Annotated in this window: 17 protein-coding genes; 8 read left to right on the top strand and 9 right to left on the bottom strand. The window is 59.5% G+C overall.

Annotation, left to right across the window (positions count from 1 at the left end):
• Nucleotides 1-130 precede the first annotated feature (130 nt).
• The 4 genes from LAO20_12040 to rpmE form a co-directional block, all read right to left on the bottom strand.
• Entirely contained in the window at nt 131-1,855 is a 1,725-nt protein-coding gene (locus LAO20_12040; GenBank protein ID MBZ5532153.1) for a DUF885 domain-containing protein, read from the bottom strand.
• 201 nt (nt 1,856-2,056) lie between these two features.
• Entirely contained in the window at nt 2,057-2,539 is a 483-nt protein-coding gene (locus LAO20_12035; protein ID MBZ5532152.1) for a hypothetical protein, read from the bottom strand.
• Nucleotides 2,523-2,948 (bottom strand): hypothetical protein, encoded by a 426-nt coding sequence (locus LAO20_12030; GenBank protein ID MBZ5532151.1) that lies wholly within the window; start codon nt 2,946-2,948, stop codon nt 2,523-2,525. Before LAO20_12030 ends, LAO20_12035 begins: the two co-directional genes overlap by 17 nt.
• A 51-nt stretch (nt 2,949-2,999) precedes the next feature.
• Nucleotides 3,000-3,218, bottom strand: a complete 219-nt coding sequence (gene rpmE, locus LAO20_12025; protein ID MBZ5532150.1) for a 50S ribosomal protein L31 — start codon at nt 3,216-3,218, stop codon at nt 3,000-3,002.
• A gap of 425 nt (nt 3,219-3,643) precedes the next feature.
• Here rpmE and LAO20_12020 point away from each other — a divergent pair, with 425 nt between their 5' ends.
• Complete coding sequence (locus LAO20_12020; GenBank protein ID MBZ5532149.1) at nt 3,644-4,330, top strand: hypothetical protein; 687 nt, start codon at nt 3,644-3,646, stop codon at nt 4,328-4,330.
• Between the two features lie 21 nt (nt 4,331-4,351).
• Here the strand turns inward: LAO20_12020 and LAO20_12015 are convergent, their stop codons facing one another.
• Nucleotides 4,352-4,831 carry a hypothetical protein gene (locus LAO20_12015; GenBank protein MBZ5532148.1) on the bottom strand — a complete coding sequence of 160 codons (480 nt, stop codon included), beginning with the start codon at nt 4,829-4,831 and terminating at the stop codon, nt 4,352-4,354.
• A gap of 155 nt (nt 4,832-4,986) precedes the next feature.
• Between LAO20_12015 and LAO20_12010 the strand changes: the two genes are divergently transcribed.
• The gene (locus LAO20_12010) at nt 4,987-7,290 is read left to right on the top strand and encodes a malate synthase (GenBank protein ID MBZ5532147.1); all 2,304 of its coding nucleotides are present in this window, start codon (nt 4,987-4,989) and stop codon (nt 7,288-7,290) included.
• A 549-nt stretch (nt 7,291-7,839) separates the two neighbouring features.
• A complete protein-coding gene (locus tag LAO20_12005) occupies nt 7,840-8,640 on the top strand; it encodes an ATP-binding protein (GenBank protein MBZ5532146.1) in 801 nt (266 codons plus the stop codon).
• Between the two features lie 29 nt (nt 8,641-8,669).
• Here the strand turns inward: LAO20_12005 and LAO20_12000 are convergent, their stop codons facing one another.
• The gene (locus LAO20_12000; protein ID MBZ5532145.1) at nt 8,670-9,125 is read right to left on the bottom strand and encodes a type II toxin-antitoxin system VapC family toxin; all 456 of its coding nucleotides are present in this window, start codon (nt 9,123-9,125) and stop codon (nt 8,670-8,672) included.
• Between the two features lie 3 nt (nt 9,126-9,128).
• On the bottom strand, nt 9,129-9,821 hold the full coding sequence (locus LAO20_11995) for a hypothetical protein (protein MBZ5532144.1): 693 nt from the start codon (nt 9,819-9,821) through the stop codon (nt 9,129-9,131).
• Between the two features lie 184 nt (nt 9,822-10,005).
• Between LAO20_11995 and LAO20_11990 the strand changes: the two genes are divergently transcribed.
• Complete coding sequence (locus LAO20_11990) at nt 10,006-11,283, top strand: excinuclease ABC subunit C (GenBank protein MBZ5532143.1); 1,278 nt, start codon at nt 10,006-10,008, stop codon at nt 11,281-11,283.
• Between the two features lie 19 nt (nt 11,284-11,302).
• On the opposite strand, the gene LAO20_11985 is transcribed toward LAO20_11990, so the two are convergent.
• Together LAO20_11985 and LAO20_11980 are read right to left on the bottom strand one after the other, a co-directional pair.
• On the bottom strand, nt 11,303-12,859 hold the full coding sequence (locus tag LAO20_11985) for a hypothetical protein (protein ID MBZ5532142.1): 1,557 nt from the start codon (nt 12,857-12,859) through the stop codon (nt 11,303-11,305).
• A 53-nt stretch (nt 12,860-12,912) separates the two neighbouring features.
• Nucleotides 12,913-16,440, bottom strand: coding sequence for a DUF11 domain-containing protein (locus tag LAO20_11980; protein MBZ5532141.1), 3,528 nt, complete (start codon nt 16,438-16,440; stop codon nt 12,913-12,915).
• Between the two features lie 300 nt (nt 16,441-16,740).
• Between LAO20_11980 and tldD the strand changes: the two genes are divergently transcribed.
• The 4 genes from tldD to selD all read left to right on the top strand — a co-directional run bounded on the left by tldD (nt 16,741) and on the right by selD (nt 21,665).
• Nucleotides 16,741-18,171, top strand: coding sequence for a metalloprotease TldD (gene tldD, locus LAO20_11975; GenBank protein ID MBZ5532140.1), 1,431 nt, complete (start codon nt 16,741-16,743; stop codon nt 18,169-18,171).
• Nucleotides 18,172-18,188: 17 nt separating this feature from the next.
• Nucleotides 18,189-19,571 carry a TldD/PmbA family protein gene (locus LAO20_11970; GenBank protein MBZ5532139.1) on the top strand — a complete coding sequence of 461 codons (1,383 nt, stop codon included), beginning with the start codon at nt 18,189-18,191 and terminating at the stop codon, nt 19,569-19,571.
• A 200-nt stretch (nt 19,572-19,771) separates the two neighbouring features.
• Nucleotides 19,772-20,302, top strand: coding sequence for a DUF2393 domain-containing protein (locus LAO20_11965; GenBank protein MBZ5532138.1), 531 nt, complete (start codon nt 19,772-19,774; stop codon nt 20,300-20,302).
• A gap of 322 nt (nt 20,303-20,624) precedes the next feature.
• The gene (gene selD, locus LAO20_11960) at nt 20,625-21,665 is read left to right on the top strand and encodes a selenide, water dikinase SelD (protein ID MBZ5532137.1); all 1,041 of its coding nucleotides are present in this window, start codon (nt 20,625-20,627) and stop codon (nt 21,663-21,665) included.
• Nucleotides 21,666-21,732 lie beyond the last annotated feature (67 nt).

The following is a 21,732-nucleotide window of genomic DNA, read 5'->3' as shown; positions in this document are numbered from 1 at the left end:
ATTTCTCAATTCCGGTGTCGGTTAGATTCTTAGCCCGTAGGCTTCGCTTTTGGGGCCCGACCTCTTTGATGATCCATTGCTTGGCGGTGTCATGCGGTGACCGTGATCACTCTCCACTGCTGACTGCTTCTTAGAGCACCGGACTATCATCCCCCAGCATGATCTTCCGCACCAGCTTCACCGGCGGGAAGCCTTGTTTCAGAAATTCGCTATGGAAGCCTTCCAGCGTGAACTTGTCGCCCAGCTTCTTCTTGTAATCGTCGCGCAGCTTCATGATCTCCAGTTTGCCCAGCGTGTAATAAAGATACGTCGGGTCGGCGGTACCGCGCTTGGTTTCGCGCAGGCCGTTCATGTGCGATTGGTAACCTTCTTTTTCAAAGAACTCCACGCCTTGGTCAAAGGTCATCTTGCCCGTGTGCATTTGGATTCCCACGATGAACCTTGCGTTGCGCAGCAGCGCGTCCTGCAACTGGCCCAGGCGCAGCTTGAGGAACGCCACGTCGTGGTCCTGGTCGGTGCCGGGCGTGCGGCCATAGCCTTCGTCCAGCATCATCTGTTCGGAATAGTGCGCCCAGCCTTCCGCGTTGGAGCTGCAGCCCAGGAGCTTGCGCACTTTCGACGGCGCGTACGGCACCCACAGAAACTGCGTGTAGTGGCCGGGATAGGCTTCATGCACCGCTGTGGAGATCACGGTGCCCCGATTGAACCCGGCCATGTGTTCTTCCACTTCCTTGGCGTTCCAGGTTTTCTCCGGCAGGGTGACGTTGAAGAACGCTTCTTTGGCGACTTTCTCAAACGGCCCCGGCGTGTCCATGGAAGCGAAGGTCAATGCGCGGGCGAAGGGCGGCGTCTCTTCCACGATCGGCAGGACTTCCGACGGCAGTTTTACGATGTGGTGCTGTTGCAGGAAATCTTTCAGCCCACCCAGCGTGTCGCGGAAGGCTTGCAGCAGCTTGTCAGGATCAGGATGGTCTTTTTCCAACTCGGCCAGAATCTGCTGCGGCGTCTTGCTGGGATCGATCTTGGCGGCCGCGTCCTTGAACGCCTGCTGGTTCAGCCGCAGGTTGGCCATGCCGATTTCCAGCAGCCGGGGCAGCGGAATGTCCACCATTTCGTCATAGAGTAGTTTCCTGCGGAAATTATCGGCGCCGATGCGGAAGTCGCCATGGGCCTGCGGCTTCAGCTCTTTTTGCATCCACTCGCCGTAACTCTTGAGTTCGGCCATCACCTGCGCGTTCGTCGCCGAGAACTCTTTGAGCAGCGCTTCATCCTTCACGTCTTTGAAGGCTTCCGGCACGTCTTTCTGGAAAAAGCTGATCAGGCCGGGAATCTGCTCCACCGCCACGTCAACGTAAATGGGCGGCGGGTTCTTCAGGTTTTGCCGCGCAGCCCGGAAGACCGCCGGAACCTGCTTTTCGCGGGCGATCACCGACTTCAGCCGCTCCTCCGGCGGCGCAAACGTCCGCGACATGATGGTGAAGACGGAACCGGTGATGCCGGAGGAATAAACGTCAGGATTTTTCTCCCAGAAGCGTATGTTCTCCAGCGCCAGCAGGCGGCTGTTGATGTCGTTCAGGATGAGGTGGTGGTCCACGGCGACGTCGGCGGGAAGTTTCTTCGCCTCCACCGCCTCGAACTCGGCTTTGAACTGCTTGAGTACGGAAATCTGCTTTTGCAGTCCGGCGCGCGAGTAGTCCTCCAGCTTGGCGTCATACTGGTGGAAGCCGGCTTGCGTCCCCGACGAGGGATTGAACTTGAAGTAGTACTCGTCAAAATAGCGGTCTACCAGCGCGCGGTAATCAATCTGCCCGGTTTTCGGGTCTTTCGGACCCTGGGGGAAAGGAGTGTCGGTCATGGGCTTGGTGGGCGGCAGCCCCGGAGGCTGGCTCTGGCCGAAGGCAAACAGCGCGGACAACAGAAGAATGGCAATGCCGATGCTAGTAAGTTTCACGTTTTCTCCCGTAGGGGTCTATTACATCATGAAGGACGTGGTGGAAGGCGGGTGGGTGAGGGGGTTGGCTTTTCTGAACCAGACCGAGTTACGCGACGCGAGTGACTACCTGTCCCGAATTTCGACATCAGGCGCTGAGGACGCCAAAAAAGCATCAACCTCCTTCCAGTACTTGTCTTCCAAACGAAATCGTTCGGGAGCTATCACCAGATGGGTCTGAAGACTCTTGTCTGCGGGACGCTCGGTGACGGCAATGACTCCAACCCGCCCCACTCCATCAGTGGCGTATAAGCGTGATTCGTCAATCCGCAATTCAGGGCCCGCAAAAATCACAACGTACTTGTAATGAGCTGGCAGCGACATCATGTCTGCTACCGCGTCATAGATCGCAAGTACAGATGCTTTCGCTTCCGCAACGTGGATGTCGCCAGCGCCGGCTCTGTCAACGGCGAGAACATCAATGCGCCTGTGACTCGGCCACGCTGCATCTAGAAAGATCTTTGGAACAATCAGCCGGTGCTGCAGGAAGTCGGCGGCTGCGTTCTTCAGGCGCCCTTCGCGCTGAGACGGGCTAAGATTCTCTAGCACCCAGCACCTCCTTAAAATGAATATAGGCCCAGTTCGCGAATCTCTCCGCTTGATCGATCGCTGACTTCACGTCGTTGTCTTCGATCCGCTGGTCACCATACGCGATAAGGTTCTTCTTCTTCAACAATGATGACAAATGGCGGACGCCATGCCTCTTTTCAATCTTCAGTTCACTGCAGACTCTCTCCAGTTCGCGAGCGGCTTCAGAATGGTCCTCCGCCTTGCTGCTCTTACCTCTAACACTCGTAAGAATAGCGTCGTTGAGCGCTATCGCGCTATGCGTTGCCAAGAGCCCAATGCTCGCCCGATGCACGGCCAAATCGTACTCTGCCAGGAGCTTCATTCCTTGCAGAAAATCGTACGCTTTCTCTGCGTAATGTGCCGTTAACAATGGAGAGCGATTTTCCATCTAATGTAAAAGCCTCCGCCACAGCGGAGGCCCATAAGAACTTTGGCGCACTTATTTCTTGGGTGCTCCGGCTTTTTCGTATTTGCGGCGGAAGCGCTCGATGCGTCCGGCGGTGTCCAGCAGCTTCTGCTTGCCGGTAAAGAACGGATGGCAGTTGGAGCAGATTTCCAGGCTAATGTCGCCTTTGTGCGTGGAGCGGGTGTTAAACGTGTTGCCGCATGCGCAATGCACGTGGACTTCTTTGTAAGCGGGATGAATCGCTTCCTTCATGGCCTCTGGACCTTTCGTTTGTAAGAGCTTTATTTTAGCGAATTTGAGGGAATTTGGCTACTCTCACCCTGCATTCTTGGATTCGTCCCCGGGCAAAAGGATTCAGACCCCTGTTTCGCACGCGAAAGCGCCCGCCGCAAAACATGCCGAAGCAGAGAATGTGGACGCTCTATCCAGGCTTTAGCTCACCCTGTTACACAAATAAGCAACAGAGCATACTTTCCCATACTTTTTAAGGGCCGAACCTAGATTGACATGCTGATTGAGTGCTTCTAAACTAATCGTGAAGCCGCACAAAAAAGGAAGCCGCAATGAAGAAATCTGCGCTGTTCTGCTTCTGTCTTCTTACTCTCTTTTCTTTGGTGTCCTGCGGTGGTAGCAGCCAACCCCCGCAAATCATTAATGCTCCTCCCCCATTGAATGCTATGGTTGACCTCTTCGGGACCTCGGCCATCGCACTGACCAATGTTCTCTACCTGGCCGGCGGCATTCAAACCGATCCTGCCGGGCACATGACGGCCACCCTGGGCGCTTCTACGGACACGCGGATCTCCAGCTGCATCCCTGTCGGCTCCAGCGCCACCTTTACCGGTACGCGGGATTCCAGTGGTGGCTGGACCATCACCGGCACGCCAATTGCCGGGCAAGTGATTTCCATTACCGCCGTCGCGGGCTCCAACGGCGCCCTGAGCAACGCCAGCTACACCATCACCGGCGGATGCTTGAACGGCGACCACGGCCGCATCACCATGTTTAACCTGCTGAGCGGGACTTTCACCGGCTCGTTTTTCGCCGGCGGCGCCCCCGTCGCCGCGACTCTCACTTTTGGCGCTCCGGGCTTGCCTCAGGCCAACAGCAACATTCCTCTCACCCTGACCTCAGCTTTTACGAATACCGCGGGCTGTGGTGGATTTACTTCAGCAACCGTCCAAGCGGCTAACCAGAGCGGCGAAGCGGCGGGCGTGACCCTGCTCACCAACACCGGTGACACCCTCGACTTCCAGGGAACAACCAATGACGGTTCTGCCGTGATGTTCAGCGGCGGTTTCACCGTCTCCGGCACGGGCCCATGTGCCGGCGCCCACGGCGGGTTTACCTTCAACAAGCAGTAACCGCCGGCGGCCACGGGAAGGTCACTGCGCCGGATTCACGTTGGGCCACTGCATCAGCCGGGCCTTGATCTGTTCATAGTTGGCGACGCTGGCCGGCACCAGGACCACCCGCAGGCGCCGCAAGGAAAGCGGCTTGCCAAAGACCAACAGCCCAGCTCCGGTCACCAGAAACCGGCGCGGAATTTCCTTCACCTGTGTGACTTCATCCTGCCGGATTCGCTCCGAGCGAAAGACTGAATAACTGCCTTCAATGAAATTGCCGCCAACTATGAGTACAGACTTACGAAACCAGATTGCTGTCATCACGGCGCTGAGGAAAAGACATTTGATCAGGTTCTCAACGACCCGGACTTTGTGGAAGATGAACCAGTCTATCGCGGTGAAGGTGGCCATGAACGCCAGCATCAACACGGCAAAAACCAGCGTCCACAGAGCCAGCCTGCTGGATGCGCCGTACCGAACTTCCGGGGCCACCACGTATTCGACCGCTCCGTCATTCATCGCAAAACTCTCTTCTGGGGCTTGCCGCCTCTAGCCGGTGCGAGCGAAATTAATAAAGGCCCCATCATGGTAATCGTTTTACGCTGGCTGCCGTTAGATTAGAATCAATGATTTAAGTCGTGAGCCAAAGCCAGCCGAGGAGCCGCTCAGTGTCTATCTTCCGTAACGACATTCTCCAGAAGTTTCCTGATTTGTTCGGGGCCAAGAAGGTCAACGGCCGTGACGTCAACGTAGAAGAGACCATCATCGCGCTGACGCGTGAGCTGCGTCCGTCCATCACCGCTGCCCTGAGTGCGCGCCGCGAGATGCTGCAGTCGCCGGCCCCTGTGCGCGAAAAATACGGCTGGCCCAAGTGGGACGCGAAATACGTAGACCCCATCAGCGGCCAGTCCTGGACCTGGCGCCAGATCGTCCAGGGCATGATTGATAACTTCCTAGGCCGCGAGAGCCAGTGGCGCTGGCGCCTGAATGACGAAGTCCCCATCCCCGCCGACGCGCATCCCACGCGCAATCCCGGCCTCGAACTCACCGGGCCTTGGCATCCGTTGGATATGGCCTTCAACGCATTGAACAGTCCCGCGCCCATGAACATGCCGGATTTCGAAGATGCCTCGCCGCCGCACTTTCAGCCGGATGGTACGCCCGCCAACCAGCCGGTGGGAATTTTTGCCGCCTTGCAGAACGCGAAAGAGATCTTTGCCGGCCAGTGGAACGGACGGGCGTATGAAGTTTCCAAGAAGGGCAAGAAGCGCGAGTACCGGATCACCATTCCTCCGGCCAAGTGGCCCACGCGCTTCGGCCGCCCGCCCGGCATCCACATCAACTATGACCACGTCACCGTGGATGGCCAGCCCGCGCCGGCTCTGGTCGTAGTCACGGTCCTGTGGATCTTCAACAATTACGATTCGCTCACCAAGTCCGGTACCGGCGTGTACTTCTACATTCCCAAAATCCAAACGCCCGAGGAAGCGCTCATTCAAGAAAAGCTTTTGGCGCGCCTCGAAGGCATGATCGGCGTGCCCGCCGGCACCTTCAAGATCAAAGTCCTGTACGAAGAAGGCAACGCCGGACGCACTCTGCCCGCCATCGCCTGGGTCCTCCGCCGGCGCCTGCTGGGGACCAACGTAGGCCGCTGGGATTATCTCGGCAGTCTGATGGAGATGTGGAAGGACGATCCGCAAGGCGTCTATCCCGACCCGCAAAGCATCAACATGGCTGCGCCCAACATGATTGCCTACCAGCGCTACAACGCGCTGATGATGCTGATGGCCGGCATGAAAAACGGCGAGCTTGAGAATGGCGCTCCTATCGGCGGCATGGCTGCGGTGATGATCTACCAGCTCGGCGACCCCTACGGCCGTTCGCGCTACAACCCGCTCGCGTTGCGCGCCATGGTGGTGGATAAGCTGCGTGAACGTTTGCTCGGCCTGATGTTTGTGCCCGACGAACCCCTGGAAGAAGGCCAGCAACCGACGCTCGAAGAGATTCTGGCCAAGCAGATTAAGGGACGCCTGTACGATGCCTACCGGCAAAGCTGGGTGGCCAGTCCCGAACCGGCGTACGTCGCTGCCGGCAACACGCCTCTGCAAGCGCCCGTGGAGCGGCTCCAGGCAATTCTGGATGCCCGGACGAAGACCGAGCCGGTGAAAGACCAGCCTGTCCCCACGGTCACCAGCGGCATCAGCGAAGCGGAGCGCCACGTGCTGGAGTCACGAGGCCTGTTGGATACACACGGCAAGATCACTCCGCAGATCATTACCCGGGAATCGTTGGACACGCCGGAGAAACTTTTTTCTCAAGAACTTTGGGATTTGATCTACGGCGTTCCCAAGGGCGAGATCACCATCGAACGCATTCAGCACGCCTTCTACATGGCCGCAAACTACGGCTTTCAGATCCTCAACGGCAACTTCGCCGCCGCCATTGACGACTACGAACTCAAACTGCGCTTCATGAATGACCTGGCCACCTACCGCATTGACGTCTCCTGGCTGTGGACGCTGCTCCATCATCAGGCGGCCATCACTAAAGACGGCTACCTCAAGCGCCCGGCCCTCACGGAAGACGGCGTGGAGCCCGCCGCCAACGCCGACCAGGTCAAGGCCGGGACCCGCTTCACCCGCGAGCTGTTCGACAAGCTGTGGACCTATCACAACGAGTGGACGCAGGCCTTCTTCGCTGAGCAGGACCGCCGCGGTGATCCCGGCCGTTTTGACCGCAGCAAGGCCGACCTGATCATGGAGCTGCTCCACAAACAGCTGCTTTCTTCGCGCTACATCCAGCACAGCGCCCGCGTGCTGTTCGTTGTGGGCCAGACCGCCAAGAAAGAAAGCGCGCAATTGCTGGAGGCCATCTTTGATCTCTCGCGTGAAGAAGCGGTGAAGCGCGTCCAGGCCGGCACGTTGAGCCAGGCAGCGCTGGCCGCGCACGACTACGTGTTTGATATTTTTGCGAAGTGAAATTCTGTGGAAAGACCTCGGCCGCTACTCGAACGAATCTGCTTTTGTCGAGGTTTGGCGAGTAAATTCGGTAGCGACCTCGACGATCTGTGTTGATCGAAAGTCAGGCGGCCAAACGATTCGTTGCCGAAAGTCTGCCGAGAAGTAATTTGACACAAAAATCCGAGCGCCGCAGGCGCGATCAGAGGTTAGCCCACCGCGCAGCGGTGGGTAGGCGTCCACAATAAGAAGTAAGCCCCGGAGGGGCGACACTGGCTTCAGCTCCCGCAGGTATCAGGGGATGGCTTCAGCCGTCCCGTAAGTGCGTTTAGTAAATCGGGCTTCAGCCCCTGAAAACTCCAAAGAGGTGCGAAGCCCGCAGTGGCTGCTGAGCCCTGTGCAACAGGTGCTGAAAAAGGCTCCTTGCACACGATGTTGCCCGGCGGTTTGGAGCGCAGCGACACAAAAAACGGTGCACGCGCTGTGAACTTCCTGTGCACAACCGGATTCTCCGCGGTGAAATCCGCTGCGCCGGGCAACCGATTAATGCTATTTTCTTAACAGACCTCAATGGCGTCCGTCCCCAACCCGCAAACCACGCCGGAGTGCCCATTTTGCGGAGGCACCGGCTGGAAGTCCGTGGAAGTTCCCGGCAGAGCGAGCCGGGTCACGCGCTGCGACTGCCGCATTGACGCCCGCGCCGCGCGCCTGCTGAAAGCGGCCCGCATCCCCGCTCGTTACGAGCACTGCACGCTGGCGGAGTTTGACACTGATTTTCCCGGCGCCCACTCTTCGCTGGCCAAGGCACGCCTCGCTGCCGGGCGTTTCGTCGAAGAGTATCCGGTGGAGAAGACCGGGCTGCTGTTCATCGGGACGATTGGCACCGGCAAGACGCATCTGGCCGTCGGCATCCTGCAGGAGTTGATTCGCGGCAAAGGCGTGCCGTGCCGGTTCTGCGACTATCGTGAGCTGCTGAAGGAGATCCAGAATTCCTACAACCCCAGCGTCCAGACCACCGAGTTGGAAATTCTGCGCCCCATCTTTGACGCCGAAGTCCTGGTGCTGGACGAGCTCGGCGCGGTCAAGCCCACCGAGTGGGTCTGGGACACCGTGAGCCACGTCCTCAACAGCCGCTACAACGAGAAAAAGACGACGATCATCACCACCAACTTTCCCAACTTGCCTCCGGGCGAGATGCAGAGCGCGCGCGGCCTTTCCGCCACGGAAGCTGCGCGTCACGCGGCCCGTAATGAAACTCTGGGCGACCGCATCACCGAGCGCATGCGCTCCCGCCTGCTGGAGATGTGCCGCGTGGTCCAGCTCGATGGCGCCGACTTCCGGCAAAAAGTGCAGAGCGCCGGTTTCCGGTAATCACAAGAGGATTTCCAGGCCTGTTCTCCTCACGGGTTGGCGCAGGGGTCTAGGGTCGGAATACCCTCCTGCTTTGCCGCCGTGAGGAGTGTCTGGTCGGAGCAAACAAAGACCGGCACGTCAGCTCCCGCTGAACTCTTCAATGCCGTGTATCCAGCCAGTTGAACCGCATCGTAGGCGCGCAGCGCGTAACGATCGACGAGCTTACACGCAATATCCAGCACAAAGTCGGTGACCATCTGAGTTACAAACCTGCCTTGTAAATGGCGGTCAAAGGCGTCCAGTAAATGACTTGCGATATGGGCGGGAATTTCTCCATTCTTTTCCCGTCTGCGCACGGCTGAACGGAATTCGATTCTGGACAGTGCTAGGGTCGCGAGCCTGTTTTCACTTGACCTGTCTGCGAGAGCCAGCACCCGGTCGGTGCCGGCCTCGCGGACATACAGTTTGACCAAAGCGCTGGTCTCTAGGTAGTAGAGTGCCAATGCTTAGCGCCTCTCACGCAGAATTGTCGTCGATAGCGGTTCGCCCCCAATATCGATTGGACGAAAATCTAAGTCCGGATTGTCCCTCTGTCCCAGGGCTGCTTTGACTTCGGGCATCAACCTGTTCAAGCGAATTATGGTCACGGGGAATTGTGGAGACCTTGGATTAGGCACTTTCCCGGTCAGGATTAGTCTTTTTTCGATGGCAGATTCAAGCATGTGGCGCTGCTCTACATCCGTGCGGAGCGAAGGGCAGAGTTCCCGCGGTTCTTGCGGCAGGATCTCATCTCGGAATTTCTTCAAGGGCACAAAGTTCCACCCCGGCCTGGATTCCGCACGTTCCAGCGCCCGCAGCAATTCAGCTTCAGCCGGGTGAATGTAGCTGGTTGTACCGGCAGCATTCGCTGGGACTCCGTGAGGTTGAGGCTGGGCTGTGCCCAAGTTTGCCGGAGTGATCTCGGGGCTCAACTGTTCTTCTTCTTGCGGCGTGGGCTCAAATCGGATTTCGATCCGCCCTGATTCAGGCGACCAGTTGTTCGCTGCGGCATTGCTCTTTTTTTTCCTTCCGTTTGAGTCCAGCATGGAAACACGGACTTGGTAGTGTTCGGGAAGGTGATAGCTGAGGTCGTGGAGGATGTTTTTGAGCGGGTTACCCAGTTTCTGGGCGAACTCGGGCTCTACTTCTTTGATTTTCATTTCACAACTCCTATATAGGCTTCTAAGATATTCGTCGAGTAAATATCGACATCTATATTTAATATAGACAAAACGGCGCTGTCAAGGAAAATCTTCAGGACGGCTGACGAAAAGTACGACGCTCATCCGCAATCAAGATTTGTTTTTATCAGTGTTCATCCGTGAAAATCAGTGGTGAGATCTTTTGCTGACCCATTCCATCTCGTTCTCGCCCGCCCACCCGCCGGATTTCTTCGCCCAGTTCCCCGCCACGCCCGCCGTCTTCCTGCTGCGCGGCGCTGACGCGTCCGCTGAACCCTACGTCAGCAAGACAGCCAATCTTCGCCGACGTCTGCTGCGCTTGCTGTCCCCGCCGGAGTCGCAATCCAAGCGCCTGAACCTGCGTGAGCGCGTTGCCAAGATCGAATACGCTCTGACCGGATCGGACTTTGAGTCGGGACTTCTCCTCTACAAGGTTTTGCGGCAGGAATTTCCCAAGAGCTATCAGAAGCGCCTGCGGCTGCATCCTGCGCCGCTGATCAAGTTCAATCTGGAAAACGAGTACCCGCGCGCTTACGTCACCAACAAACTCGGCCGGCTCACCGGCAAGTCGCTTTACTACGGCCCGTTTCGTTCGCGCGCGGTGGCGGAGAAGTTTCTCAACGATTCACTCGACCTCTACAAGATGCGCCGCTGCACCTTTGATCTGAATCCTGATCCCAAGTATCCCGGCTGCGTGTATTCGGAGATGAAGATGTGCCTGGCGCCGTGCTTCGAGGGCTGCACCGACGAAGCTTACATGGCGGAAGTCGCGCGCGTGCAGGCTTATCTTGATTCCGGCGGCGACTCCCTGCTGCAGGAGCTTGCAGCCGAACGCGACCGCCTCTCTGCCGGCCTGGAATTTGAGGCCGCCGCGCAGCAACATTCAAAGACCGTCAAGGTCAAAGGCATTCTTTCCACTTGCGATGAGATCTGCCGCCGCCTGGACCAACTTGACGCAGTGATTATCCAGCCGGCCGCACCCTCGCAAATCAAGTCAGCTTCGCAACCCAAATCGGTTGCGCTCTTCCGCTTCCATAAAGGCGAAATCGCCGGCCCGCATGTCTTCGTCGTGGAAGCCGCTATGGAAACCGCTATGGAACCCGCCGTCGAACCCGCCACGGAACCCGCACTTGAGACGGAAGCAGCAATCAAGCCTGACAGCCCGTCGCTTGAGCAGCGGGTGCGCGAAGCCCTGGAACAACTGGCTCCGGCGGGCGCCCGCACGGCCGCGCAGTTTGCCGAAGAGCTGGCGATCCTCAAGCGCTGGTACTACCGCACGCATAAAGTCGGCGAGATTGTGCTGGCGAAGGCAGACGGCGAGCTGCCGGTAAGAAGAATCGCCAACGCCATCAACCGTGTTCTGAAAGGCGAAAAACCGCAAACCACAAAGGACACGAAGGAACACGAAGGCCCGGGCCAGCCGAGCACACTTCCTTTGTGATCCTTCGTGTCCTTCGTGGTCAAACCCCGCGGGCAGATTGCGCAGAAGATTTCCTGAATACCACCCTCACTCCCTCCCGCCATCTCTCATCCACGCCCACCAGCGTCCACTCGATCTCCGGCGAGAAATACCGCAGGATGGTGTCCGCCGCGGGATGCACACGCAATGACGGCGCCACCAGAAGCAGCAGCGGCGGCTTGGACGATAGCTCGACGCCGGGAAAATATCCATACTGCTGGAACTCGCCGCGCTGATGATGCCACAGCACGCGCGCCCAGTAGTCCAGGCCTTGCAGCGGCAGGTGGATGTCTTCATCGGCCTTGAGTTCCAAGACAGCCAGCCGTCCGTCGTGGGTGCAGGTGAGCACGTCAATCATGGCGCGGTCAGAGGCGGAAAACGCAGGGACCTGGGAATAGACGCGTGAGCCGTCTGAGTGGGAAGACTCCAGGCGGGAATCAATGGCTGCCACGTTCTTGAACACCAGCGACTCCAGCCAGCGTTCGGGATACATGCGCCACAGCGGATCACGGCGGTCGCCGCTCACCGACCGCGCTATCGCAACTGTTTTCGCATAGTCGGCGAACACAGATTCACTTTCTTCCGTCAGCCGCGCTTCAAATCCCGGCACGCCGAAGACGGTTTCCTCTTCCACACTGAACGTTCCCGGCTTGTTTACCGCGCGTACTCGCGCGATTTCCATGCCATGAACGCGAAACGCAATCTCGGTTGGCGAGAGCACAGCCGCCTCCGCCTGCGGCGCGCAGGTGAGCACTTTACGGACGGCGCCCTCAAACCGCGCGCGGGTCTGCGCGCTATCCGGACAGTGCACTAAACGTGTATGAATGTTGCCGGTATCGTGGAAGTCAACTTCGCTGAGCGATTCGTCGCGCTCGTCCAGCTCACAGAGTTGAAACTTGGCGGCATCTTGGTTCAGGTGGGCCAGGCGGATCTGCAGCGTGCTGGAACTGCGCGGCGGAACGTAAAGCCTCAGCCCTTCCACCACGCTGTGGCCGGCTTCGCGTTCGCGACAGGCCGCCAGCCAGAGCAAGCCAAACGTAAGCGCGGCATCCACCGAGCCTTGGGTTTCCTGCTGGTTCACTCCCAGCACAGCCAGGGCGGAGCGGCCTTTGCGCAGCAGCCCGCGGGCGTACACCGGAGAAAAACTGCGCTCCAGGTCCATGCCGGTGGCAAGCTTGCCGCCGGCCAGGTTCCAGTCCGGTTCGCTGCGGCGGAGTACATGCTCCAGTAACCGTGCGTAGCGGCTGCGCGAAGCTTTCTTGGCGGTGGGCGTGCGGCGGTCGCGGTCGCGGCAGATTTCCAGCTTGTGCGGCTTGGCCTGGGCAAAGCGGCGCACGCTCAGCGTGAGCACGCCGTCCTTAGCTTCCGCGTCAACCACACTGCGTACCACGTTGCGCTCTTCAGACCACAGGTGCAGCAGGCACTTGCCGCGTTCGGCGGAGACGGAGTATTGCGAGGAATCCAGGTCGAAGATGATCTGCCCGTCTTCGATGACCACGCCGCTTCCGGCATCGGCGAGAAACTCCTGGAGCGCGCGTGCGAGTAGTTCGGGAGTCATGCGAGAGAACGGCCTGGCGAATTACGAGTTCAATCCGCCAGGCGAACGAGCCGTTATCTTACGGTCAAAGTGAACACCTGAGTTGCGGAACCGGTGGTGGCGCCGGTGGCTGAAACAGTGATCGCGAATGTGCCAGGCGGTGTACCGTTCGGATTCTGCACAACTTGAGGAGTGCTGCTGCCGCCGCCGCATCCCACCAGCACAGCCGCAAGCAGCAGACTAGCCGCGCCCGCCGCCCATCTCAGGAGCGGCCGTTTCCGTTTGACGAATACCATTGCAGCTACTGTTCCCAACAGGAGCAACAGTACCGGTTTGCTCGGGGCCTGTGGAGTCTGATCGAAGCGCCAGCCAAAAACTGAAGCTGTTCTGGCCGTGGTTGAAATCACCACGTTCACCGGTGTGATGGACGGCACCGGAGCGATGCTGGACGGGCTGAAACTGCACGCCGCTCCGGTGGGAAGCCCGCTGCAAGCAAACGTGACCGCTCCGGTGGATGCCGTTGTGGCTACCTGGACTGAAAAGGTAGAAGACTGTCCGGCGGCAGCGCTGGCTGTTGCCGGCCCCAAAACCGCTAGCTGAACGGCTGGCGTAATGGGAAACGGAATGCTGGCGGTGTTGTTGTTCGGATTGCCGTCACCACCCCCGGTTAACGTGGCTGTGTTCGTCAATTGGGCGGGAGCATTCTTGGCTACGTCTACCGTCAAGACAATATTCGGGTAGGCGGGACCAGTTGAGGGCAAGGCATCAGAACGCGTGCATGTTACGCTGCTCAACGTACAACTCCATCCGGTCCCGCTCAGGGCTGTGGCCGTCATGCCGGTTGGGAGAGCGTCGGTTACGGTCACTGTACCGGACGACGGGATGTTTCCGGCGTTGCTGATGAACAGGTTAATCGTGCCGCCGGTTTGGCCCTGGTAAAAGCCCGTCGGCGAGGAAAATTGCATCACCAGGTCCACCAGGGGAGGCGCGACCTGGTTTTGGGCGGTCGCGGTGTTGTTCGCCGGGTTTGCATCACCGCCGCCGGAGATGGTGACTGTATCGGTTACCACGGCGGCAGCGTTCGCGGCTACATTGACGTTCAGCGTAATGGATGGATAGGAACTGCCAAAAGCAAGCACATCATTGCGAGTGCAGGTCACGGAGAGCAAATTGCAGTTCCAGCCCGTCCCTGACATGCTTGTCGCCGTCAGGCCTGCCGGGAGACTGTCCGTGACTGTCACCGTGCCCGTACTATCCAAGGTGCCTACATTGAAAACACCGATGGTGTAGGTACCCGGCTGGCCCTGCACGAAGTTGAACGGGTTGAACACTGAGATGCTCAAATCCGTGGTCGGCGGAGGCAAAACAATCGTGAGGTCCTGGGCAAGGTCGTTGGTCGTATTGGTCTCGCCGCCGCCGGAGACCGTGGCCGTGTTGGTCACGTTGGCCGGCGCGTTCAGGGCGACGTCCACCGTCACCGTGATGAACGGATAATTTGCTCCGGCTGCCAACACGTCACTGCGCGTGCAGGTCAGGTTGGCCAGAGTGCAAGTCCATCCCGTGCCGCTGATGGCCGTGGCGGTAAGACCTGTCGGGAGGGTGTCCACAACGCTGACCGGGGCGAGAGTAGACGCGTTGCCGGTATTGATGACGTTCAGCAGATAGGTCGCACCGGTCTCACCCTGGAAGAAGCTGCCGTTGATGGCCCCGGCGTGGAACTTGGTTACGATCAGGTCCGGTGCGTTGATGTTGGCGAGGTCGCTGGCCGTGTCGTTGGCGGTATTGGCTTCGCCGCCGCCGGAAACCGTGGCCACGTTGGTCACCTGCGCAGGAGCGTTGCCGGCCACGTTCACGATGAGCGAGATGGCGGGATAGCTCGATGACAGTGGCAGAGCGTCAGAGCGTGTGCAAGTCAGCGTGCCCAGCACGCACGTCCATCCGGTGCCGCTGATGGCCGCGGCCGAAAGCCCCGCGGGGAGATTGTCGGTCACGGTGACCGTTCCGCTGGTGGGGCCTCCGCCGGCGTTGGAAACAGTGATCGTATAGACGGCGCCAACCTGCCCGACCGTGAAATTGCCGGTATGACTCTTGCTGATGGTCAGGTCCGGAGTGTTGCTGACGTTCGTGGTGGTGGTTCCGTGAAAGCCTGCCGCGTGGATGTCCTGGACGGTGATGGTTTGGTTTCCCAGGGTCGGGAGCGTAACGGAAAAAGTGTGCGTGCCGGCGTCTGCGGCGACAAAGGTGTAATCGGCCGGCAGCACCGCTTGCGGGTCCGAACTGGTGAAGTGCACCGTGCCCGCGTAACCGGGGAGCGCGGATGGATTCACGCTGCTTTGCACCGTCAACGTCAAATTGAAGGGTACTGTCAAGAAGGCAGTTGCGGGAGCGGACAGGTTGAAAACCGGCGGCGCACCTACGCAGTCATTCTGCACATTCGAGAATTCCAGTTGGACCGCGTAGCTGTTGGCTCCAACGTTGACCAACGCGTCCTGGCCGTTGCAGATGTCGCCGATTTCAGCATGGTTGGGTGTGGGATCATACCAGGCCAGAGGAGGCGCGAAATCAATAGCGGACGAAACCAGAACATCGGTCACGGCTTCCGACATTTCGTGGCTGGTGACGGCGGTGACGTTCTGAAAAGTTGTTCCACTTCCGCAATGGGGACTGACACACCCACTGGTTGGTCCAAAATCCGGCAAAACTCCATAGGGCACGTTCGATGTTAGGTTCGAGTGGTACGCGCAGAACCCTCCGGCTTGGCAGCTCTTGATGGTGGGACTCAGGCTGATGGTAACGCCCGGAGGGAAGTAGATCATGTAGAACGTCTCAACGTTGCCCGTAGCATCGTTGACCGGTTGAGGAACGTGGCCTGCCGTGATCTGGGCCGCCAATTCCGTCTGGATCTGAGCGTCTGACAGCGTGCACGCAGCGGGCCCCGGACACAAAGTCGGCGTAATGGTCACGGCGGTGTCAAACACGCCGCGCACAATCGCCTGGTTGCTGCTGATGGCCGGGACGCCCGCGCCAGTGACTCCGATGGTGCTGTATTCCGTCAGCAAATCATAGAAGCTGCTATTGGTGATGTCGGTAAAAAACTGTCCGATGCCCCCGGTTACGGCCGTATTGACGTTCGGTCCCCAGAACACCGCGACCACATGAATCTGGGAGATAACCGGCCCGCCCCAATAGGTCAGTTGAGCGCCGACGGGCGCTGACGTGGTCTTGATGCCGCCTCGGCCAAACGGGACAATGTGCACCAAGCCTTGCGGAGCCGGCGCGGCGGGGGCAACCTGCGCGCCCGGAGCAACCGCTGGTGTCGAAGCCGTCGGTCTCGAAGCCGCCGGCGGCGTGCTGACCAGGGGCGCGGAATCGGCGGCGGGAGTCTGCGCGAGCGCGTTTTCCATGCTACCCAGCAACGCCAGGCCCGCGATCGCGCACACGATCGCCATAGTTTTCCCTATGCCCCGCAGCTTAGCCAAATCTGGTTCGCGATGAGAAGCCTTGCGCGTGCCGAGCGTGCGGAAACGGGCCTTGGCCAAGCTAGACAACCGAAACCCAGCAGGAGATTGGGACAACAGGGGAAACCATCCGCTCGGGCACATAGTTACTCCTTAGAATTGCAGGCGAGACAATAGAGACTCTGTAGATTACGGGGATAGATTATAGCTGGTAAAGTAGGATCATCATAATAGGTTTGCTGACCAGCATTTTTAGCAATGCAAGCATAGCGGCTACCTATGAGCCATCTTGGCCCCGGCGTGCGCGGGATTCCGGTTCATGCACCGCGGTTTACGGGCACACAAAACGGTGCGACAATTGGGGACATGCAAGTTGCGCCTGCTACGCCCCCTGGTGCATCTAATAACGTAAATACGCGTCGCATCGAATAAGCTCAGGAAAACATGACACATACCCAATCGCTCTTCTTTCAGAAATTCGGGATTACCGCGAACGATCTGCAGCACTATCTGGGCGAAGCTCTGTCCGCCGGAGGCGAATACGCCGACCTGTACTTTGAGTATCTGACGTCCACCTCCATCAACGTGGAGGAGTCCATTGTAAAGTCGGCTTCGCAGGGAATCTCCGCAGGGTGCGGGGTACGTGTCCTGTCAGGCGAGCGTACCGGGTACGCCTACACCGACGATCTGGCTCCGGAAAAGATCCTGCGCGCGGCGCGCACCGCCGCCTTGATTGCCCGCGGTCCTGCGCAACAGCCGGTACAGAGCTTGAAAGAAACCCCGGCGCATCAGCTCTATCAGATTTCATCGCCATCCGCTGACGCTGACATCGCCGCCAAGCTTGACCTGGTCATGCGCGCCGACAAAGCTGCGCGCGCCTTCGATCCCCGCATTGTCCAGGTCCGTGGCGGCTACGTGGACGAACTCCGCCAGATCCTGGTCATCGGCTCCGATGGGACCTACGCCACTGACGTTCAGCCCCTGGCGCGCTTCAGCCTCACGTGCATCGCCAAGTCCGGCGAGAATTCTGCCCGCGGCGCCTCCGGCGGCGGCGGGCGCGTGAGCCTGGATTTCTTCCAGACTGACAAGACTCCCGAGTACTACGCCCACGAAGCCGCCCGCCAGGCCATCATCCAGCTGGACGCGCGCGAGGCTCCGGCCGGCGAGATGGAAGTGGTGCTTGGTCCAGGATGGCCGGGAATCCTGCTGCATGAAGCCATTGGCCACGGGCTGGAAGCGGACTTCAACCGCAAAGGCACTTCGGCCTTTGCCGGCATGCTGGGCAAGCGCGTGGCGTCGGACAAATGCACCGTAGTGGACAACGGAACTCTGCCTTCGCGCCGCGGCTCCATCAATGTGGACGATGAAGGTTCACCCACGCAAAACACCGTCCTGATTGAAAAAGGGATTTTGAAGGGTTACCTGAGCGACAAGCTTTCATCCAAGCTGATGGGTATGCCGGACACCGGCAACGGCCGCCGTGAAAGCTATGAACACATTCCCATGCCGCGTATGACCAACACTTACATGCTGGCCGGCGAAGATTCTCCGGAAGACATCATTCGCTCGGTCAAGCGCGGCGTTTACGCCGTGAATTTTGGCGGCGGACAGGTGGACATTACCAACGGCAAGTTTGTGTTCTCTACGTCTGAAGCCTACCTGATTGAAGACGGCCACGTTACCGCCCCGCTCAAGAACTGCACGCTGATCGGCAACGGGCCGGACGCGCTCACCAAGGTTTCCATGGTCGGCAATGATCTCCAGCTCGACGAGGGCGTGGGTACCTGCGGCAAAGACGGCCAGTCGGTCCCCGTGGGCGTCGGCATCCCCACCATCAAGCTGGACAGTATGACCGTGGGCGGCACCGCGAGATAAGCGAGACAAGGATTTGCATGGCCACCAACACTGAAGTTCTTCCCGCAGCGGAGACTGATCTGCGCGAATTAGCCACGGACGTTGTCGCCCGCGCCATGAAGGGCGGAGCTTCCGCCGCGGAAGCCGTTGTGCGCGAAGGTACGGAGTTCTCCGTGGTGGTGCGCATGGGCTCGGTTGAGACCCTGAAAGAATCCGGAGCGCGCGCCATGGGGCTGCGCGTCTTCCGCGGCCAGCGCTCCGCCAGCACCTACTCCAGTGACTTTACCGCCGACGGCGTGGACCGCCTGATCAACGGCGCGCTGGAACTGGCCCGCGTCACCTCGGAAGACCCGTTCTCCGGGCTTCCTGAAGCGAATGAATTGGGCGCGCTGCCCGGCGATCTCCAGCTGTACTTTGAAGACGTGTATTCGCTGCCTCCGGAGGAGCGCATTGATTACGCGCGCCGCGCAGAACGCGCCGCTCTGGAGGTTGACCCGCGTTTCAAGAATTCTGACGGCGGCAGCTTTGATGCCAGCACCGGACACAAAGTTCTGGTCAATTCACTGGGTTTTTCCGGCGAGTATCGCCGGTCGCTGTGTTCCGTGAGCGCCGTGCCCATCGCCCAGGGTGAAGACGGCTCCATGCAACGCGACTACTGGTTCTCCGTGGCCCGCACGCTGGCCAAGCTGGAGTCGCCGGAATCGGTAGGCCGTGAAGCTGCGCGGCGAACGCTGCGCCGCCTCGGCGCGCGCAAGATTTCTTCCACGCAGGCGCCCATCGTGCTCGACCCCATGGTGGCGGTTTCCATTTTGGGCAACATCTTTGAGGCCGCCACCGGCGACGCGGTTTACCGCCAGTCGTCATTCCTGGCAGGCAAGCTGGGCGAAAAGATTGCCGGCGGCAACATCACGGTGGTTGACGACGGCACCATGCCCGGCGGCTTCGGCACTGAGCCCTTTGACGCTGAAGGCGTCCCCACGCGCCGCACCGTGGTCATTGAAAACGGCGAACTCAAGTCTTACCTGCTGAATACCTACACAGCGCGCAAGCTTGGCTTGAAGTCCACGGGCAACGCTTCGCGCGGACTCGCCGGGAGCCCGGGCATCGGTTGCGGCAACTTCTTTCTCCAGCCGGGAGCGCGTACGCCGCAGCAGATCATCGGCGACGTGAAGCGCGGATTTTACGTGACGGAGTTCCTGGGCTTTGGCGTGAACCTGGTCACCGGCGACTTTTCCCGCGGCGCCAGCGGCCTGTGGATTGAAAACGGCGAGCTGACGTACCCGGTGGAAGAAGTCACCGTCGCCGGCAATCTCAAGGACATGCTGAACAACATCTCTGAGATCGGCAATGACCTGGTCTTCCGCGGCTCCACTGCCTGCCCCACGCTGCGTTTGGAAGGGATGACCATCGCAGGGGCTTAGTTTTTGTCGCTGCGCTCCGCTTCATTCCTGTCGCTGCGCTCCACACCGCCGCCGAGTCCAGCCAGCTCAGAGTCTGAAGCGGCGCCCGATGCAGCGGGCTCGGCGCGCAAGTCGGCCTCGCCCTTGATGTTCTCATCAAGGCCTGATTAGGGCCGCTCATACGCTCTCCTATTCACGCTGTCGTAGTAGAATCACCTTCCATGGCCGAACCTGAAAACCCGCAACCTGCTTCTCCAGCCTCCCCAGCAGCGGAAAAAGAAGCCGAAGAAAAAGACCGCAGTTGGCTGCCTATGGCCATTGGCTCCGGCCTGGTGGTGGTAGTGCTGCTGGCCGTTACAGTGATTGCCCGGATGGGCCAGACCAAGCCGGCGGCCCCGGATGCCTACCTTACAAAGCTTGAGATCGGCGGCCTGCACATGGCCACGGCGGAAAATTTTGCCGGTGGATCGGTCACCTACATCCTGGGCCGCATCGCCAACACCGGCGACAAGAAGGTCACCAGCGCGCGCGTCCAGATCATCTTCAGGAATTCCATTGGCGAAGTCTCGCAGAAAGAAGTTGTTCCCGTCACCGTTCTGCTGCCCAACATTCCTTACCAGGACTACGGCTCGCTGGACCGCGCTCCACTCGCACCCGGCCAGCTGCGCGACTTCCGCCTCACTTTGGAATACGTCACCACCGACTGGGACGGCCAGGTGCCTACGGTCAAAGTGGTGAGCGTCGGCTACTGAGCTTAACCGCAAAGGACGCTTTTTCTGAAATCCCGAGCGCCAGCGAGGGATCCCTATCATCGCAATGAACATCGAGGCGCGGATCTCGCGGATGAACGCGAACTACGAGCATAAGATTTGCGTGCATTCACGGCTGATTTGCCCATACTACGTTCGCCACACCTGCGATGCTCGCAGCGTAGAGACGTAGCACCGCTACGTCTCAAAACCCTCAATTCCTCGTCCTCATAGGGCCCCCTCGCTCCGCTCGGGGTTTCATGAAGAAGCGTCCGTTGCGGTAAATCACCGAGCAATCAACAGGTAGAATGTCCATATGTCTGAAGTGAAGTCCATCCGGCTTACCGAGCAGGTGAAAGCCGCGGGTTGAGCAAGCAAGCTGAGTCCGGCGGCGCTGGACGCGGTGCTTGGGAAATTAGCCCGGCAAAATGATCCGAACGTGCTGGTTGGCTTTGACAAAGCCGACGACGCCGGAGTGTACAAAATTTCCGCCCAGCAGGCGCTGGTGCAGACCGTGGACTTCTTCACACCCATCGTGGACGACCCGTACACCTTCGGCCAGATTGCCGCCACCAACGCCTTGAGTGACGTTTACGCCATGGGCGGGCGTCCGCTGAGCGCGCTGGCCATCGTTTGTTTTCCTGACAAAGGCGACCTGGAAGTCCTGGGGCAAATCCTGGCCGGCGGGCTGTCCAAGATGATGGAAGCCGGCTGCGTGGTGATTGGCGGGCACAGCGTCCGCGATCCCGAGATCAAATTCGGTTACGCCGTGACCGGGACCATCCACCCGGACCGTGTGTGGACCAACTCCGGCGCCCAGCCCGGCGACCGCCTGATCCTCACCAAGGCCCTCGGCACCGGCGTGATCTCCACGGCCATCAAGAAGGGCGAAGCCAGGCAGGAATGGATTGACACCGCCACCAAGTCCATGACCACACTCAACGCCAAGGCCGCGGACGTGGCCGTCCAAAGCAATCTGCGCGTCCATGCCGCCACCGACATCACCGGCTTTGGCCTAATCGGCCACGCGCGCGAAATGGCCGACGGCAGCGGCGTGAGCCTGCGTATTTCTTCTGTAAAAGTCCCGCTGCTCGCGGGCGCGCTGGATTGCGTTCGCGCCGGACACATTCCCGGAGGTCTGAACAACAATCGCGATTTCGCCGAGTGCCTGGTGGGATACGACGGTAGCGTCCCGGACGAATTGCGCACGATTTTGTTTGATCCGCAGACCGCTGGAGGGTTGCTGATATCAGTCGCCGGCGACGACGCAGCAGCATTGATCAGCGCGTTGCAAGGTGCAGGCGTTACAGCAGTTGAAATTGGCGAAGTGTTGCCGCAGGGCAAGCCGCTGATTCGGGTTGTTTGAAACATCCCGAGCGTAAGCGAGGGATCCCTTTCGGACCCGAGAATCGTAGTCCGCAAAATGCTGGAAT

This window comes from Terriglobia bacterium (assembly GCA_020072815.1).
In the GTDB taxonomy this organism is placed as follows: domain Bacteria; phylum Acidobacteriota; class Terriglobia; order Terriglobales; family Acidobacteriaceae; genus Angelobacter.
Note: the sequence above shows the minus strand (reverse complement) of the source record. Positions and strands in the feature narration are given on the sequence as shown.

What these genes read in the sequence shown, in the direction of transcription:
- LAO20_11980 (MBZ5532141.1), bottom strand. Translation starts at nt 16,440, where the DNA reads ATGTGCCCGAGCGGATGGTTTCCCCTGTTGTCCCAATCTCCTGCTGGG.
- LAO20_12030 (MBZ5532151.1), bottom strand. Translation starts at nt 2,948, where the DNA reads ATGGAAAATCGCTCTCCATTGTTAACGGCACATTACGCAGAGAAAGCG.
- LAO20_11985 (MBZ5532142.1), bottom strand. Translation starts at nt 12,859, where the DNA reads ATGACTCCCGAACTACTCGCACGCGCGCTCCAGGAGTTTCTCGCCGAT.
- LAO20_11995 (MBZ5532144.1), bottom strand. Translation starts at nt 9,821, where the DNA reads ATGAAAATCAAAGAAGTAGAGCCCGAGTTCGCCCAGAAACTGGGTAAC.
- LAO20_12005 (MBZ5532146.1), top strand. Translation starts at nt 7,840, where the DNA reads ATGGCGTCCGTCCCCAACCCGCAAACCACGCCGGAGTGCCCATTTTGC.
- LAO20_11965 (MBZ5532138.1), top strand. Translation starts at nt 19,772, where the DNA reads ATGGCCGAACCTGAAAACCCGCAACCTGCTTCTCCAGCCTCCCCAGCA.
- LAO20_12040 (MBZ5532153.1), bottom strand. Translation starts at nt 1,855, where the DNA reads ATGACCGACACTCCTTTCCCCCAGGGTCCGAAAGACCCGAAAACCGGG.
- LAO20_12015 (MBZ5532148.1), bottom strand. Translation starts at nt 4,831, where the DNA reads ATGAATGACGGAGCGGTCGAATACGTGGTGGCCCCGGAAGTTCGGTAC.
- rpmE (MBZ5532150.1), bottom strand. Translation starts at nt 3,218, where the DNA reads ATGAAGGAAGCGATTCATCCCGCTTACAAAGAAGTCCACGTGCATTGC.
- LAO20_11970 (MBZ5532139.1), top strand. Translation starts at nt 18,189, where the DNA reads ATGGCCACCAACACTGAAGTTCTTCCCGCAGCGGAGACTGATCTGCGC.
- tldD (MBZ5532140.1), top strand. Translation starts at nt 16,741, where the DNA reads ATGACACATACCCAATCGCTCTTCTTTCAGAAATTCGGGATTACCGCG.
- LAO20_12020 (MBZ5532149.1), top strand. Translation starts at nt 3,644, where the DNA reads ATGGTTGACCTCTTCGGGACCTCGGCCATCGCACTGACCAATGTTCTC.